Origin of the sequence: Flavobacterium sp. RHBU_3 (assembly GCF_046613565.1) — a bacterium.
Classification (GTDB): Bacteria; Bacteroidota; Bacteroidia; order Flavobacteriales; family Flavobacteriaceae; genus Flavobacterium.
The window spans coordinates 448317-464345 of the sequence record NZ_JBKJHC010000002.1 but is presented as its reverse complement, the minus strand read 5'-3'; the positions used below and the strand labels follow the sequence as shown (position 1 = coordinate 464345).

The window sequence follows — 16029 nt, the reverse complement described above, 5'->3', positions numbered from 1 at the left end:
CCTTATATAAAAGGGTAAAAATAATTACGACATACAGAAAAATTGATAATATGATTGTTTTAAAAAATATTGCTTGTAAAAATGATAGTTGTGTGTTTCCCCCAACAATATTTATTCCAATTCAAAATAGCCGTAATTGTAATTTTTTAAACAGCGAAAATAGGGAATCAAAGACAATATTTGATGGACGTACATATTTAAGTAATTTTGATAAATATGGACAAGTCCCCAACATTGATGTTGATACTTTGTATATGTATGATAATAAATTACTTTTCTACAAAAAAATTGAAGGAGGAAATTTAGGATTTATATTTGAATAGTATGATAATATCCCCAAGTGGGTAATGTTTTAGATTAGGTGCTTTTAAAAAATAACACTTTAATAACCTGAAATATATACAATACCGAAATGTTAGATTTAATAACAAAGGCAACCTTAAGGTTGTCTTTGTTGTATAATGCCCCAACAGCCACAAAGCCAACAGGTGCGTTGCGCCACTGATGGTTGTGTATGCCAGTCATAAACTTGTTGGCCACAATATCTCCCGATAGCTATCGTATCTCATTTGGGTGCTGGGTATGCTATCGGTAATGAACCGATTATAAACAACAAGAGCTGCCCGTTTGGGCAGCTCTCTATTTTTGTGGGCAGGCTCTAAAAATCAGGCCTGCGACGCGATTGTTTTTTTTCGCTGTTTCGCGCTTTGTTATCGCGGCGTTTTTGCATTACCGCACGCGGCACCCTTGTAGCCTTTCGGGGTATTTCGGGTTTTATGGCCACCGCCATAAGTTGCATAAAACGGCGGGTAACAAGCTCTTTGTTGCGCAGCTGGCTGCGGTCTTCATCGCAGTGCAGCACCAGCTGGCCTTCGGCATTAATGCGGTTTGCCAGTCGGGCAGCTACCAGCAGCTTTTCTTCATCGGTTAGCGCAGCCGATGTGGCCGGACGAAAACTCAGCACCACTTTACTGGATACCTTGTTTACATTTTGCCCTCCTGCTCCGCTGCTGCGTACCGCTTTATACTCTAATTCAGCAAGTATCTTATCTGTGTCCAAAACATTTTCTGTTACACCGGTTTCTGGTGGGCCGGTTTCAGGAGGTCGTTTACAGTTTTTACAGGGTTAAAGGTTTTAAGCGGCACCTCTACAAACACCGTTACCCATCCTGCCATAGCCCCGTTCCACAGTCCCGGCAGTTCGTATGATTTTACTTCTTTGCCCATGCGGTTTTTCTGCACAATAAATCCGGTGTTATCGTCTACATACTGGCGCAGGTCAAATTTATTTCCTTTATAGTCCTTAACGCCGCACACCAGATCTACCGGGTTAAAGTGCGTGCTTTGACTAAATATGTGACCCTGGATTTTGTTATCCATGTCTATCTGCGAGCTTTCTACTATTTGCAGCGAAAGCCTGCCGCGCTTACCCTTTACCCAGAATGGCCCGCCACCCGGCTCGCCTTCGTTTTTTACCATACCACACACGCGTATAGGCCTGTTTAGTTGCTCTTTTACGTACAGGTATTTGTTTTCAAGGGTAAACTTATCAAAATCAGGAGATATATCCAGCAACAGTTCCTGCTCAGCAAAGTTGATAATTTCATCAAGCTGTGCTTCGGTAATGGTACCGTTGTCTATATCCTCAAGGTATTTAAATATCTTTTCCTGCAGCTTCACCAAAATTCCGCCCAGTGCCTTTTTGTATGTGGCTATGGTTTCCATTTTGGTATGCCTTACGTTGTCTATGTTTTTTATAAACACCACATCGGCATCCAGCCTGTTCAGGTTTTCTATCAGCGCGCCGTGTCCGCCCGGACGGAACAGCAGTTTGGTTTTTTCTTCCCTAAACGGCCTGTTATCCAGCCCTACCGCAAGGGTATCGGTTTCTTTGTGCTGATAGGTAAAGTTAAAGTGAATTTTAACCCCCGAATCTGTCTCTACCTTTTTACGGGCATCGTTTATAGCATCCAGGAAACCGTTAAGGTGCGCCTCAGATATGGTAAAGTGTACGTGTGTTTCGCCCTTAGAGTTTGCATAGGCCACAGCCTCACGCAGGTGCTCGTATACAGGCGTAGCCCTGCACTCGTTATACATATGAAACGGCAATATACCCTTTGGCTTATTAGCATAGTCAAAATGCTCTTCGCTCATCATGGTTTTTATAAAACTATAATGGCGGGCATCTTCACGCAGGTTTTCGTTCTCCATATCCGGACAACTGATGTGCTTTTCTGCTTCGGCCGCAATTTCCTTATAAAACGGAAAACGCTCCAGCCCCAGTAAAAATACCGGAAGCGAGTTGTCTTTTACCCGGTTTACGTAGCTGTTTATGGTTTCTTTGGCCGGATCGTACCCACTCATAAAATCGTGCAGGAACTTAAACATACGGGTAGCCGCACCCGATGCCGGTACAAACTTTTTCAGCTTGTAATTATCTTTCTTAGTATCAAAAAATTCGGCTAACGATTGTGCTTCCTCTTTTTGCAGCAGGGTTATACCATCGCCTATTACTGCCGGCCTGTCCAGGTTTATCTTGGCTATACCGTTAGTAAAAATAGATAGTTGGTGTTGCACCTTATCCATGCTAATACCCCTACGGTATATTTGCATAAAATCGGTGATTTCCAGTCCCAGTTCCAGTGCTTTTTCCAGCTCCTTTGCTATTTCCGAAACCTTTTCATACACGTTGTCGTACCCTGTAACAATGCGCAATCTCAGGTTTTGGTTGTTTAGCAGCTTAGTGGCAAGTTCATTTGCAGCCTTATTTTCTTCGGGCGCAATAACAATAGCCAGGTCGCTTGGTTTCGGGTTGTTTACAGTACTTATATCCTTAGCCTTAAAGTTAAGGCGGCGGTTATCTTTTTCCTGCGCAAAAGATTGTTTGTTAAGCAGTGCAGCCGTGGGCTTGCTTTCCTGCTCGGCATAGACCGTAATGTTTAGCGTGTCTACTTTTTGGCGTGTAAAATTTTCTTCCATGCTAGAAAGCCAAAAATGGCAATTACAGTTAAAACTACATTCAAAATACTTGTAAGGGTGTACCCCTTAAGATAGATGAGCGGAATTGCTATAACATCTCCGGCAATAAGAAAAAGCCAGTTTTCAAGTTTGCGCTTCGCAAGCTGCCATGTCCCCACAAAAAGCAGCCCGGTCATGATGATGTCGGCATACGCCCACCATCGGTCAAACTTGTCAAATGCAATATAAATCCCCGCAACAAATATAATAGAAAAAATGAAAATATATAACGATTTTACATAATCTTTATGAGAACTTTTTGTGATTTTTAGAATTTCATTGCTATTCTTATATCGTTTTGTCCACAAAACCCATCCGTAAATACTCATATAAAAGTAATACAAATTGATAATGAGATCGCCGTAAAGCTCCCAATTAAATAATAAATAAATATAAATTACAGTACTGGCAAGGCCGGTTGGGTAAAGCCATTTACTATTGAAACAACTAAAAATAACACTGGCTATTCCTAATATTACTGCAACAGACTCTAACAGAATCTGCACAAATGTATAGTCTTTATATTGCCTGAATAAAAAGTCGAAAACCTCAAACATTAAACAAAAGTTAAATTATAGCCCTAAACAATATACTAATGCAAAGCCCTCCAGCTCCATAAAAAAGAACGGCACCTGCGCCGAAACTCCTTCAAAACTATAGGCAGTTTGCCCTCCCCCATCAATTAACGTAAACGGAAGAACATCAATATTTTGCTTAAAACTCATACCGGGGCGCGATATCATTTTATACACCGCTTCCTTTACTCCCCATATTACAATAAGCCGGCGCAGGTAATCTTGCTCATCATTTGCATCAAGAAAACTGAATTCGCTTTCCACAAACTTATCTGCAATACGTACCACCTTAGGGCGCAGCATTTCCATATCTATACCTATTTGCCTGCTGCTTACTATTATAGCGCTGTACGCATATGAGTGGGTAATAGATATGTTTTTACCGTCCTTAAGGTGTGGCTTACCGTTTTCATCATAAAACAGGTCAAAGTCGGTATACCCTATGTGCTGAAGCAACATTCGTACTCCCAGGAAACCTTTTTTGTGCTGTTCACTCTTCATTCCGGCAAGGCGGGCGGCACATACTTCCCTTAACTGCGTGGCAGCCTGCAGCTCTTCAAGGCTTTCGGTATTCTTCCACACCAGCAGCTGGGTATCGGCATTTACGGTAAGCGATTTATATAAAGGCATTTATTATTGGTTGAGGTTCGGAATTAATTTTCCTGTTTAGTATCTTTGCAAAAATTTTTTGCTAATACAAATATACGTAATTAGGAATGAGTACAACAACGCTGCCGTATGTGGCATACAAAGTAAAGGATATTTCGCTTGCGGAATGGGGAAGGAAAGAGATACAACTGGCTGAAGCCGAAATGCCTGGTCTTATGGCACTGCGCGCCGAATATGGCCCAAGCCAACCACTAAAAGGTGCCCGCATAGCCGGATGCCTGCACATGACCATACAAACCGCTGTGCTTATAGAAACGCTTGTAGCCCTGGGTGCAGAAGTTACCTGGAGCTCATGCAACATATTTTCTACGCAAGACCACGCTGCTGCTGCTATTGCTGCTGCAGGTATATCGGTTTATGCATGGAAAGGTATGAACGAAGAAGAATTTGACTGGTGTATAGAACAAACCCTTTGGTTTGGTGAAGAGCGCCAGCCGCTAAACATGATTCTTGATGATGGTGGCGACCTTACCAATATGGTATTTGACCGTTTCCCTGAGCTTGCTGCCGGTATTAAAGGCCTTAGCGAAGAAACCACTACAGGTGTACACCGCCTTTATGAAAGGATGAAAAACGGCACGCTTGTAATGCCTGCCATTAACGTAAACGACTCTGTAACCAAATCTAAATTTGACAACAAATACGGCTGTAAAGAAAGTGCTGTAGACGCGGTACGCCGTGCTACCGACCTTATGCTTGCCGGTAAGCGTGTTGTAGTTTGTGGTTATGGCGACGTAGGTAAAGGTACTGCTGCATCATTCCGTGGTGCGGGTTCTATAGTTACCGTTACCGAAATTGACCCAATATGTGCACTACAGGCTGCAATGGACGGTTATGAGGTTAAGAAACTGGATACCGTAATAGGCAACGCCGACATTATTATTACCACTACTGGTAACAAAGATATTGTTGTAGGCCGTCATTTTGAGCAAATGAAAGACAAGACTGTTGTATGTAACATCGGTCACTTTGATAACGAAATTGACATGGCTTGGCTTAACACTAACCATGGCGCTTCTAAAATAGAAATTAAACCACAGGTAGACAAGTACACTGTAAACGGTAAAGACATTATCATCCTTGCCGAAGGCCGTCTTGTAAACCTTGGTTGTGCTACAGGCCACCCAAGCTTTGTAATGAGTAACTCGTTTACAAACCAAACCCTTGCACAGCTTGAGCTCTGGAACAACAGCGCTGCTTACGAAAACAAAGTATACATGCTGCCTAAGCATCTTGACGAAAAAGTGGCTTCGCTTCACCTTGCTAAACTGGGTGTAGAGCTTGAAACCCTTACCGAAGGCCAGGCTGCCTACATAGGCGTAGAAGTACAAGGCCCGTACAAACCAGAGTACTACCGTTACTAATTATAAAGGTTTTATAACAAACAAGCCCCGCTCTTTTCAGAGCGGGGCTTGTTATTTAAGCCAAAACTATCACTAATGCTTACGAAGTTTTCTAACACTGTTCAAGATGCTTTGAAAACAAAAGGTTTACTACCTCAAAAGTACAGCGAAAGTAAGGCTTAAAAAATACCTACATGTAGGTATTTTTTTGTTTCCGTTAAGGAATATCTCGGCCCTGTTTTACAGGGACAGTGTTATTTTTAGTGCATTAATAAATATTCCTTAACAAATACTTATTTTACTATGCAAGTGCTGCCCTTTTTGCAGATATTTTTGCAATAATAAAGTTAAACAGGGCCACAAATATTGAAGGGACACCTGCCACAAGTGCCGCAGTAGGATTATTCATCTTCGAGGAATAAATACCATCATGCAGGCTGGGCGAAATCGTATAGGCAATTATGGAAATTAACGCTACACCAGCCAATAGTATTGTAGCCATCTTCAGCCTTGGTATAAACATACAAACAGCCGCTACCAAGGTAAGAAGCCCCAGTACTACAAACATACACATTAAACCGTTTAAAAGTCCCGGGCTGGGTACTTCATCTACAGCTTTTTGCATGTCTTCAATTTTTGCAGTCGCTTCTGCTTTTGTAACACCCGAAAGTCCTTTTTCAATTTCTTTCATGGTTTCAATCTGTTTTACAGCAGCCTCACGTTCCGGTTGCAGTTTTGCCGCTTCTTCAGCATCTTTGTAGCTTAGCACTATAGCTACACTTGTAAACAATAAAGCGACAAGGAGTGTAATAACCCCAATAATCCTCAAAAAGATTTTCATGGTAAAAAAATGTTGGTTGATAAAAATGGTTGTTGCGTCAAAAATATAAAAAAATATTAACCTGCAACATATTTAGCAAAAAAAATCCTATAAACATACAGCCCCACCTTACGGCGGGGCTGCTTGCTTAATGAAAAAATAGATGATAAAAGCGAATCGCTTTCACGCTGCAAAGGTACAGTATTACAAAGGTATTGTAGTAACAACCACAAGGCTATTTAAGTTAAATTTAATATTGAACCGCCTCTTTTTTTGCAGTAAATTGAAAAAAGTTAATTTTGTAACACATCAAACTAAAAACTATGTATTTTTTATCACGCGAGCTGTATTTTCCGCCGGTGCACTACACTTCTCCTGAGGGCATTATAGCCATAGGAGGTGACCTTAGCCCCGAACGGATAATGCTGGCCTACCGCAGCGGTATTTTTCCGTGGTTTGATGATGATGAACCTATACTGTGGTGGGCACCGCCCGAGCGTATGGTGCTTTTTTTTCCGGAACTGAAGATTTCTAAAAGCATGCGCAACGTGATTAACCGCCGCATGTTTACCGTAACCTGGAATACCGCCTTTGAGCAGGTAATAAGCAACTGCCGCAGCATAAAACGCGACGGGCAAACCGGAACCTGGATAACCCCCGAAATGAAAGCGGCTTACATAAAACTGCACGAAATGGGCTATGCAAAATCAGTAGAGGTATGGCAGGATGGCGAACTTGTAGGCGGCCTGTATGGCATAGACCTGGGGCATATATTTTGTGGCGAAAGCATGTTTAGTACAGTAAGCAATGCCAGCAAAATAGCCTTTATAGCCCTGGCCAAAAAACTGCAACGCGAAAACTACCGCATACTGGACTGCCAGGTACACAACGACCACCTGGAGAGCCTGGGCGCCCGGGAAATTCTACGTAAAGATTATATGGACTTGCTTATTTCCTGAGGTGGAAATAAACGGTTTTTATAAATTCAGCACACCCAGCACCTGTAGTTTATTACTACGCGATAAACCACCCGGATTACAGCCCGGCAATCCTTCGGGTATGGGCATATCCAGCTTTTTATAATATTCTACCCATGCAGCAAAATACTCGTCGGTATCGGGCTGCTTGTACGTCATGGGAGTAAGCTTAAAAAAGGGCTTGCCGCCATTAGCGTGCTTAAAGGCATCGTATATCAACTCAGAGCAGTAGTAGGCTCCGTTGTCGTAAATGTATTCGTCGTCATAGGGAACGCCCAGCTGCTTTAACGAAAAATCAAGCGCAGACGGTATTAGTTTGGCAAATTTCTTTTTAAGGCGTGCCACCAGCATGGGCTTGGTGGTGTTTTTGGCAAATTTAGCAAGCGGGGTAAGGCGCACGGCACTACCGGCAGCCTCTACCACATACAGCGTGTCATTCCGGTGGAATACCATACCCATGTGGCTGAAGTCGGCGCCGTTGTAGCCTTCGGTTACGGCTTCTATGGCATCGCACAGTGGGCCGCAGTCCATATCCTGGAAAATGAAGTCGCCGTCTTTTAGGTCTTTTACAACAATATTTTGCGCATACAATGATGAGCAGGCTATAAAAAGTATAAGGGTAAATATTCTCATTTCGGTTTAAAACTTAGTGGCTTAGTTTTATAAATAACTTATTTCCGTTATGTAACGCTGATAAACACATTTCTTTCAACGAATCTAAAGCGGGCAAATCTAAGGGATGGGATGGAACCAAATTAGTTGCTGTGATTAACTGGTCGTAAAATTCTGAGAGACTTAATATTTCGGTAAAATCCCGGCCCCAACTAAAATCAGTATTAAATAGATAGACTACACTTTTAGGATTAGCTTCTTCGTTATAAGGAATCCAATTAATAATATTTCCAAAATCTCCATAACACAACCTCAACTCAAAAATTATTTCGTCGGAACTATCTTTCTCGATTATTGTAGTTTCTAATTCTCCTAAATAATGTTTCGAATATAGGTCAATTGTTTTCATAGTGTGGTTTATCCCTGATAATTTACAAAACTATGAAATTTTATATTACTCAGATTTTGGAGTAAGCGAGTCTTCAAAATCGTTAGGAGAAACCGCGTTTACCACATCAAACTCGCCTATTTTGGTACGGCGAAGTGCTGTAAGGTGGGCACCGCTATTTAGTGCCACGCCATAATCATACGCCAACGAACGGATGTAGGTACCCTTGCTGCACACCACCCTAAAATCTACTTCGGGCAGGGCTATGCGTGTCAGTTCAAACTCGTATATGGTGGTTTTACGGGCTTCTATTTCTACCTCCTCGCCTTTACGAGCGTGTTCGTACAGGCGCTTGCCGTCTTTTTTTATGGCCGAAAACACCGGTGGTTTCTGGTCTATTTCGCCCAAAAACTGTTGCAGGGTTTGCTGTAGCAACTCCTCAGTAATATGTTCTGTAGGAAAAATTTCGTTTATCTCTGTTTCCAGGTCATAACTCGGCGTAGTAGCCCCTATGTGGAACGTGCCGGTGTATTCCTTCACCATCCCCTGAAGTTCGGGTATACGTTTTGTAAACTTTCCGGTGCAGATAATAAGCAGCCCTGTAGCCAGCGGATCGAGTGTACCGGCATGGCCCACTTTCAGCTTTTTAAGGCCCAGGTGCTTTTTTAGCGCCCACTTCACTTTGTTAACCGCCTGGAACGAACTCCAAGTAAGCGGCTTGTCTATAAGCAGTACTTTGCCTTCGGTAAATTCTTCTGGTGAAGCCAATGATAATTATTTAAAATAAGTAAAATACACCAGCAGTAAAACGCCGGCTACAATACGGTAAATACCCCAGGGTTTAAACCCGTATTTTTTAATAACTCCTATAAAACCCTTAATGGCTATAATGGCCACCACAAAGGCAATTACATTACCCAGCAGGAACAGTTTCATGTTGTCGCCCTCCATAAGCATTTCGTAGCCTTTTACCTCTGCTCCGCCTACATCATACTTTTTAAGCACTATAGAGTACACGGTTACAGCAGCCATAGTAGGCACCGCCAAAAAGAACGAGAACTCAGCAGCCACCTCGCGAGTTAGCTTTTGCTGCATACCGCCTATAATAGAGGCTGCGGCACGGCTGGTACCCGGCATCATGGCAAGGCATTGCCAAAAGCCTATAGTAACGGCTTTCTTTATAGTAATGTCTTCTTCCCTTACAATCTCTGGGCTGTGGAAAAACTTATCGATGAACAGCAGCACTACGCCACCCACTATAAGCACTATGGCTATAGGAATGGGTTTGCCCAGCACATCGTCTATCATATCGTCAAAAATCTTACCCAGTACAAGGGCAGGGATTACTGCACAAACCAGCTTTATATAAAAATTAAGGCGGCTAAGGTCAAAAAACTTCCTCCAGTACAGCACCACCACGGCAAGTATGGCCCCAAACTGTATGGCTGTCTGGAACAGTTTTACAAAAGCATCATCCTGAATACCGTATGCCGAACTGGCAAAAATCATGTGCGCGGTAGACGAAATAGGCAAATACTCGGTAAGCCCCTCAATAATGGCAAGAACAATGGCTTGTAATAAATCCATGTGCTATTTTTTTGTTTTTATCGGTTGGTCTTCAGGAAACGTTTCAGTGCCCTTCTTTGGGTTTTTAAGGATGGCATAAATAGTAATACCATACCCTATAAGCACCACGGTAGGCGCCAGGCGTATCCTCCTGAAATTAAATATATCTTCGCTAAAAACCTTAGGATCGGTACTGCCACCGCCACTCATAAGCAGGTAGCCCAGCGCCACTACGGCAAGCCCTATAAATAATATCTTGTAGTTTACCTTTTCAAAAAGGAATTCGGTTTTCAAAGGGTTGTTTTCCATTTTTTAGTTTAAAGTTTAAGGTTTAAGGTTTTGCATCGGAAACACTCAAACACATATCATTTCTTTATTACTTCTTATTTGGAAGTCTTTCTCCAAATAATTTAAAATTCATCATTCAAAATTTAAAACAGACCTTAATAAAGATCGTCCGTCCTCAGGTTCAGGAACCTCTGCGTGGCAAAGAACGTGCTTATGGCGGCAATTATTATTCCCGTAGCCAGCACACCCGACAGCACTATGGCGGTAGGAATCCAGTCGGCCCACAGGTGCAGTTCCGGGAATACGCCATCCAGCCAGTAGGCCAGGCAGGTTACCGCAATCATACTGAAAAACGACCCCAGCAGCCCCAGTTGTATGCCTTTCCATATATACGGGCGGCGGATGAATGTTTTTGTAGCACCCACCAGCTGCATCGTCTTAATAGTAAAGCGGTGCGAATAAATACTCAGCCTTAGCGCGCTGTTTATAAGCAGCATGGCTACCACAGCCAGTACGCCGCTTATTACCAGTATCCAGTACGATATGGCATTAATGTTTTCGTTAGCCTTATCTACCAGTACATTATCATAGCTTACATCGCCCACGTAAGGGTCGTTGCGCAGCTCTATTTCTATATCCTTAATATGCTTCTTATCTACATAAGCGCTTTTCAGGTGAATTTCGTAGTTATCCAGCAGCGGGTTTTCACCTTCCAGGAACTCAGAGCCTTCCATAAGGTCGGGACTGTTTTTTACGGCATCTTCCTTGCTTACGTATTTATAGTCTTTAATATACCCGCTGTTTTTAAGGCGTTCGCCAAAAGCCTGGGTAACGGTATCGTTTGCCTCACGCTTAAAATACACCACCATAGGGATATTCTCCTTAACGTAGCCCGAAATTTTATCGGTATTAATTACAAAAAGGCCAAGTGCCCCCAGCAGGGTAAGCACTATGAAAATACACAGTACCACAGAGAAATATGACGATATTATCCTGCGCCTCTGGAACTTTTCAAAAGATGATGCCATAGTTATCCTGGAATTTAGGCGTAAAAATAAGAAAGTAATTTTTAAAAAGCCGCTGAGCCGCTGAGTTTCTTAGCTTCTTAGTTTTTTTAGCCTCATTAGTCAATGAATTACCAACCCTGTTACTATGTAACACAACGTATTTTCCACGACAAAATTGCCAAGTGGCTAAGCGGCCAACTGGCTCAGGTGCTTTCTCAAAAAAAACACTAAATTTGTGGCTCGGAAAAAGCTTCTAAGCTTCTAAGCCGCTTAGCCTCTAAGCTGCTCAGTAGCTCAGAGGCTTAGTAACTAAGTAGCTAAAATGAAATACAACCACAGAGAAATTGAGGCCCGCTGGCAGAAATTCTGGGCAGAAGACGGTACCTTCCGTGCCGAAAACATATCAGACAAACCCAAGTACTACGTACTGGACATGTTTCCTTACCCAAGTGGTGCGGGGCTGCACGTAGGCCACCCGCTGGGCTACATAGCCAGCGATATCTATGCCCGCTACAAACGCCACCAGGGCTTTAATGTACTGCACCCGCAGGGGTACGATAGCTTTGGCCTTCCGGCAGAGCAGTATGCCATACAAACCGGGCAGCACCCTGCCGTAACTACCGAAACCAACATAAACCGCTACCGCGAGCAGCTGGATAAAATAGGTTTTTCGTTTGACTGGGACAGGGAAGTGCGCACCAGCAACCCTGAGTACTACAAGTGGACACAGTGGATTTTTATACAGCTATTTAACTCGTGGTACAACTACAACAGCGATAAGGCAGAAAGCATCTGCACGCTGGTACAGCATTTTGAACAAAACGGCAATGCAGGCGTTAATGCTGCTGCCGATGATAATATACCGGCTTTTACCGCCGAAGAATGGAACGCCTGGAGCGCCGACGAACAGGAGCGTATGCTGCTAAAATACCGCCTTACCTTCCTTGCGGAAACTGAGGTAAACTGGTGCCCTGCACTGGGTACGGTACTGGCTAACGACGAAATTGTAAACGGCGTAAGCGAGCGCGGTGGCCACCCGGTTATCCGTAAAAAGATGACCCAGTGGAGTATGCGCATTTCGGCGTATGCCGAAAGGTTGCTACAAGGTCTTGAAACCATAGACTGGACAGAATCGCTTAAGGAAAGCCAGCGCAACTGGATAGGAAAATCAGTGGGTGCATCGGTTAAATTCCGTGTAATGCAAGCGGATGAAGTGAGTGCAGAGGGTAACGACTTAGCTGAGTTTATTACCGACCTTACAAGCCCGCTTGAAAAAGACACCTACATAGAGGTATTTACCACACGCCCTGATACTATTTTTGGCGTTTCGTTTATGACCCTGGCTCCTGAGCACGACCTAGTAGCCAAAATAACCACCCCGGCACAAAAAGCTGCCGTAAAGGCGTATGTAGAAGCTACTGCAAAACGCAGTGAGCGCGACCGTATGGCCGATGTAAAAACCATATCGGGGGTATTTACAGGGGCGTATGCCGAGCATCCGTTTACCAAAGAGCCTGTACAGATATGGATAGGCGACTACGTACTTGCCGGTTACGGTACAGGCGCCGTTATGGCGGTACCTGCGGGCGACCAGCGCGACTATGATTTTGCCAAGCACTTTGGCATAGAAATTCACAATATTTTTGACGGTGCCGATATATCTGAGGAGGCGTTTACCAGCAAAGACAACGTGAAGCTGATAGCGTCTGACTTCCTGAACGGGCTTAACTACAAGGAAGCAACCAAAGAAGCCATAGCCGCCCTTGAGGAAATGGGACAAGGCAAAGGCAAAACCAACTACCGCCTGCGCGATGCTGTGTTTAGCCGCCAGAGGTATTGGGGTGAGCCGTTCCCGGTATACTACGTAAACGGGTTACCGAAGATGATAGCTACCGAGCACCTGCCTATCCGCCTGCCGGAGGTAGAAAAATACCTTCCAACCGAAGACGGACAGCCACCACTGGGTAACGCTACCGAGTGGGCTTGGGACACTACAACTAACACCGTAGTAAGCACTGATAAGATAGACAACGTAGCCGTATTTGCACTGGAACTAAACACCATGCCGGGATGGGCAGGTAGTTCATGGTACTGGCTGCGCTATATGGATCCGTTTAATGACGATGAATTTATATCAGACAAAGCAGAGGCCTACTGGCAGAATGTTGACTTATATATAGGCGGTAGCGAGCATGCTACGGGTCACTTATTGTATAGCCGTTTCTGGAATAAGTTCCTTAAAGATCGTGGTTTTATCAACCAGGAAGAACCATTTAAGAAGCTGATTAACCAGGGGATGATATTGGGTACGAGTGCTTTTGTATTCCTAAAACGTGAAGGAGACAAAAACATCTTCATTTCTAAAGAAGAATATAAAAGCCTTGCAGATACCGATGCTTTGGTACAATCAATCCACGCCGATGTAAACCTTGTAAACGCTTCAGATGAACTTGATGTAGAAGGTTTCCGTAATCACCCATTGAATCAAGACTATAAAGATGCCGAGTTTATCCTAAACGAAAACGGTAAATACATAGTAGGCCGCGAAGTCGAAAAAATGTCGAAGTCAAAATACAATGTGGTTACGCCGGATAACATCTGCGAAGACTACGGTGCCGATACCCTTCGTTTATACGAAATGTTCCTGGGGCCATTGGAGCAAGCCAAGCCGTGGAATACTGCCGGCATTACAGGGGTAAGTGGTTTCCTTAAAAAACTATGGAAACTGTACTTTGACGACAATGGCATGGTGGTAACCGCTAATCCGCCGAGCAAGGAAGCGTACAAAACGCTGCATAAAACCATTAAAAAGGTTCAGGAAGACATAGAGAACTTCTCGTTTAACACCTCGGTGAGTTCGTTTATGATTGCCGTTAACGAGCTTCTTGCCATGAACTGCCACGAACGCCTTATACTGGAGCCGCTCGCGGTACTGATTTCGCCGTACGCGCCGCACATTGCCGAGGAGCTTTGGCACCAACTGGGCCACAGAACCAGCATCAGCACGGTAGCGTTCCCTAAATTCAACCCTGAGTACCTGGTAGAAAGCAGCAAGGAATACCCGGTGTCGTTTAACGGTAAAACCCGCTTTAAGCTGGAATTCCCGCTGGATATGCCGGTAGCCGACATAGAAGCCGCAGTACTTGCCGATGCCCGTACCAGCGAATACCTTAACGGTAACGCACCTAAGAAAATCATAGTGGTGCCGGGACGTATTATAAACGTAGTAGCATAAGTATCCGCCTACAGCGGGACACTTACACATACATAGCAAAAGCCTGCTTTAGTTGTTGTTTACCACAGCAATTAAGGCAGGCTTTTTTAGTATTTGCAATTCCTATTTCTTACTTGCCTTAGCAAACGGATTGTAATCCAGGCACAGTTGTATAAAACGGTTCAGGTCGCGCGCGGAAGCAAAGGCATCTTCTCCTACATATACATAGCCTTTCATCTTTTTGCCGGTAAAGTCCATAGGAGTTACCCCCTCCTCCCCTATTACTTTTTCGTAATCTTCGGGGCTAAGGCGGCACATCAGGCGGTCGGCTTTGGTAGATTTTTCAATTTTACAGGCGCACAGCATTTTGTCGTCTACCATAAAGCAGATACCGCCAAACATGGCTTTCTCGTAGAAGTTGGCTCCCTTTTGCTGTAGTATTTCGCGTATGCGCTGTATGGTGTGTTCATTGTAGGGCATTTTTTAATGTATTAAGTAGTAGGTATTAAGTATTAAGAAAGCCGGATGAACGAAGATAGGAATTTTACATTTAATGTGGTGTTGAAAGTAACTCAGAGATGCACAGAGGGAGCGCAGAGATACGCAAAGAAAAAGATTTACCTTCGGTATAGAGCACACAGAGCAAAGCGAATAATTTCGTACAGCTTTGCGAACTCGCGCCTAAGGCGCCACCTTAGTTACTCTTTTAAAACTCCGTGTATCTCTGCGCTCCCTCTGCGTGCCTCTGTGGTATAACATCCGCAACAGGAAAAACAAAAAAACGACACCTCCCGGCATGCTACAAATCTTGAAATTTCTCCACTCCGCTACGCTGCGATCGAAATGGAAGAAAAAAAACGGGCACCTTTCAGCGCCCGTTCCTCTATCTAAAATCAAAGAAAAAATTATTTTTCGTTAGCGTAGCGCCTTGCTACTTCTTCCCAGTTAATTACACTGAAGAAAGCTTCAATATAATCAGGCCTGCGGTTTTGGTAGTTCAGGTAGTACGCGTGCTCCCACACGTCAAGACCAAGGATAGGTGTACCGCCACAGCCTACTTCAGGCATTAGTGGGTTGTCCTGGTTTGGCGTACCACACACCTCAAGCTTACCGCCAGGGTGTACACAAAGCCAAGCCCAGCCTGAACCAAACTGCGTAGCAGCAGCCTTGGCAAACTTAGCCTTAAACTCTTCAAACGAACCGAATGACTTTTCTATAGCAGCCTCAAGTTCGCCTGTAGGCTCGCCTCCGCCTTTTGGTGAAAGGATAGTCCAAAACAGGTTGTGGTTGTAAAAACCGCCACCGTTGTTGCGCACGGCAGCATTGGTCATATCAAGGTTAATAAGGATGTTTTCTATGGTTTTACCTTCAAGATCTGTACCTGCAATTGCATTGTTAAGGTTTGTAGTATAAGCATTGTGGTGCTTTGTATGGTGGATTTCCATCGTACGGGCATCAATGTGCGGTTCCAATGCGTCGTATGCATAAGGTAGTTTCGGTAATTCGAATGCCATGATTATCGTGGTTTTATAATTAGTATTAAAATTAATAC

At 43.8% G+C, this 16029-nt stretch carries 17 protein-coding genes; 4 read left to right on the top strand and 13 right to left on the bottom strand.

The features are described 5' to 3' along the window. On the top strand, window positions 1-323 hold a 323-nt coding region (locus ACLI1A_RS04350), incomplete at its 5' end, for a hypothetical protein (protein WP_411406465.1). 335 nt (window positions 324-658) lie between these two features. On the opposite strand, the gene arfB is transcribed toward ACLI1A_RS04350, so the two are convergent. From arfB to ACLI1A_RS04330, 4 genes are all read right to left on the bottom strand, one after another. After that, the gene (gene arfB, locus ACLI1A_RS04345; protein WP_411406463.1) at window positions 659-1060 is read right to left on the bottom strand and encodes an alternative ribosome rescue aminoacyl-tRNA hydrolase ArfB; all 402 of its coding nucleotides are present in this window, start codon (window positions 1058-1060) and stop codon (window positions 659-661) included. An 11-nt stretch (window positions 1061-1071) separates the two neighbouring features. Continuing rightward, window positions 1072-2979, bottom strand: a complete 1908-nt coding sequence (locus ACLI1A_RS04340) for a DUF4301 family protein (protein WP_411406461.1) — start codon at window positions 2977-2979, stop codon at window positions 1072-1074. Beyond that, on the bottom strand, window positions 2949-3524 hold the full coding sequence (gene pnuC, locus ACLI1A_RS04335) for a nicotinamide riboside transporter PnuC (protein WP_411406459.1): 576 nt from the start codon (window positions 3522-3524) through the stop codon (window positions 2949-2951). Before pnuC ends, ACLI1A_RS04340 begins: the two co-directional genes overlap by 31 nt. Before the next feature lie 66 nt (window positions 3525-3590). Beyond that, a complete protein-coding gene (locus ACLI1A_RS04330) occupies window positions 3591-4223 on the bottom strand; it encodes a 4'-phosphopantetheinyl transferase family protein (protein ID WP_411406457.1) in 633 nt (210 codons plus the stop codon). A gap of 86 nt (window positions 4224-4309) precedes the next feature. On the opposite strand from ACLI1A_RS04330, the gene ahcY reads away from it, so the two are divergent. Then, a complete protein-coding gene (ahcY, locus tag ACLI1A_RS04325; protein WP_411406455.1) occupies window positions 4310-5626 on the top strand; it encodes an adenosylhomocysteinase in 1317 nt (438 codons plus the stop codon). A gap of 280 nt (window positions 5627-5906) precedes the next feature. Here the strand turns inward: ahcY and ACLI1A_RS04320 are convergent, their stop codons facing one another. Further along, window positions 5907-6446, bottom strand: coding sequence for a hypothetical protein (locus ACLI1A_RS04320; protein WP_411406453.1), 540 nt, complete (start codon window positions 6444-6446; stop codon window positions 5907-5909). 302 nt (window positions 6447-6748) lie between these two features. Between ACLI1A_RS04320 and aat the strand changes: the two genes are divergently transcribed. After that, the gene (aat, locus tag ACLI1A_RS04315) at window positions 6749-7384 is read left to right on the top strand and encodes a leucyl/phenylalanyl-tRNA--protein transferase (protein ID WP_411406451.1); all 636 of its coding nucleotides are present in this window, start codon (window positions 6749-6751) and stop codon (window positions 7382-7384) included. A gap of 18 nt (window positions 7385-7402) precedes the next feature. Here the strand turns inward: aat and ACLI1A_RS04310 are convergent, their stop codons facing one another. The 6 genes from ACLI1A_RS04310 to ACLI1A_RS04285 form a co-directional block, all read right to left on the bottom strand. Next, window positions 7403-8035, bottom strand: coding sequence for a YiiX/YebB-like N1pC/P60 family cysteine hydrolase (locus ACLI1A_RS04310; RefSeq protein WP_411406448.1), 633 nt, complete (start codon window positions 8033-8035; stop codon window positions 7403-7405). A gap of 13 nt (window positions 8036-8048) precedes the next feature. Continuing rightward, the gene (locus ACLI1A_RS04305) at window positions 8049-8423 is read right to left on the bottom strand and encodes a hypothetical protein (protein WP_411406446.1); all 375 of its coding nucleotides are present in this window, start codon (window positions 8421-8423) and stop codon (window positions 8049-8051) included. Between the two features lie 45 nt (window positions 8424-8468). Next, the gene (gene truB / locus ACLI1A_RS04300; RefSeq protein WP_411406444.1) at window positions 8469-9170 is read right to left on the bottom strand and encodes a tRNA pseudouridine(55) synthase TruB; all 702 of its coding nucleotides are present in this window, start codon (window positions 9168-9170) and stop codon (window positions 8469-8471) included. Window positions 9171-9176: 6 nt separating this feature from the next. Beyond that, entirely contained in the window at window positions 9177-9989 is an 813-nt protein-coding gene (locus tag ACLI1A_RS04295) for an undecaprenyl-diphosphate phosphatase (RefSeq protein WP_411406442.1), read from the bottom strand. 3 nt (window positions 9990-9992) lie between these two features. Continuing rightward, the gene (locus ACLI1A_RS04290) at window positions 9993-10277 is read right to left on the bottom strand and encodes a DUF3098 domain-containing protein (RefSeq protein ID WP_411406440.1); all 285 of its coding nucleotides are present in this window, start codon (window positions 10275-10277) and stop codon (window positions 9993-9995) included. 134 nt (window positions 10278-10411) lie between these two features. Further along, window positions 10412-11284 (bottom strand): cell division protein FtsX, encoded by an 873-nt coding sequence (locus ACLI1A_RS04285; protein ID WP_411406438.1) that lies wholly within the window; start codon window positions 11282-11284, stop codon window positions 10412-10414. A 301-nt stretch (window positions 11285-11585) separates the two neighbouring features. On the opposite strand from ACLI1A_RS04285, the gene leuS reads away from it, so the two are divergent. Then, window positions 11586-14498: a leucine--tRNA ligase gene (gene leuS / locus ACLI1A_RS04280; protein ID WP_411406436.1), complete on the top strand. Its 2913-nt coding sequence runs from the start codon at window positions 11586-11588 to the stop codon at window positions 14496-14498. Window positions 14499-14600: 102 nt separating this feature from the next. On the opposite strand, the gene ACLI1A_RS04275 is transcribed toward leuS, so the two are convergent. Next, the gene (locus ACLI1A_RS04275; RefSeq protein ID WP_411406434.1) at window positions 14601-14957 is read right to left on the bottom strand and encodes a TfoX/Sxy family protein; all 357 of its coding nucleotides are present in this window, start codon (window positions 14955-14957) and stop codon (window positions 14601-14603) included. 425 nt (window positions 14958-15382) lie between these two features. Further along, entirely contained in the window at window positions 15383-15991 is a 609-nt protein-coding gene (locus ACLI1A_RS04270; protein ID WP_411406432.1) for a superoxide dismutase, read from the bottom strand. Window positions 15992-16029: the final 38 nt, after the last annotated feature.

Coding starts and splice junctions, on each gene's coding strand:
- ACLI1A_RS04285 (WP_411406438.1), bottom strand. CDS start 11,284: ATGGCATCATCTTTTGAAAAGTTCCAGAGGCGCAGGATAATATCGTCA.
- ACLI1A_RS04330 (WP_411406457.1), bottom strand. CDS start 4,223: ATGCCTTTATATAAATCGCTTACCGTAAATGCCGATACCCAGCTGCTG.
- aat (WP_411406451.1), top strand. CDS start 6,749: ATGTATTTTTTATCACGCGAGCTGTATTTTCCGCCGGTGCACTACACT.
- ACLI1A_RS04270 (WP_411406432.1), bottom strand. CDS start 15,991: ATGGCATTCGAATTACCGAAACTACCTTATGCATACGACGCATTGGAA.
- ACLI1A_RS04290 (WP_411406440.1), bottom strand. CDS start 10,277: ATGGAAAACAACCCTTTGAAAACCGAATTCCTTTTTGAAAAGGTAAAC.
- ACLI1A_RS04310 (WP_411406448.1), bottom strand. CDS start 8,035: ATGAGAATATTTACCCTTATACTTTTTATAGCCTGCTCATCATTGTAT.
- ACLI1A_RS04295 (WP_411406442.1), bottom strand. CDS start 9,989: ATGGATTTATTACAAGCCATTGTTCTTGCCATTATTGAGGGGCTTACC.
- ACLI1A_RS04305 (WP_411406446.1), bottom strand. CDS start 8,423: ATGAAAACAATTGACCTATATTCGAAACATTATTTAGGAGAATTAGAA.
- ACLI1A_RS04320 (WP_411406453.1), bottom strand. CDS start 6,446: ATGAAAATCTTTTTGAGGATTATTGGGGTTATTACACTCCTTGTCGCT.
- ACLI1A_RS04275 (WP_411406434.1), bottom strand. CDS start 14,957: ATGCCCTACAATGAACACACCATACAGCGCATACGCGAAATACTACAG.
- leuS (WP_411406436.1), top strand. CDS start 11,586: ATGAAATACAACCACAGAGAAATTGAGGCCCGCTGGCAGAAATTCTGG.
- ahcY (WP_411406455.1), top strand. CDS start 4,310: ATGAGTACAACAACGCTGCCGTATGTGGCATACAAAGTAAAGGATATT.
- ACLI1A_RS04340 (WP_411406461.1), bottom strand. CDS start 2,979: ATGGAAGAAAATTTTACACGCCAAAAAGTAGACACGCTAAACATTACG.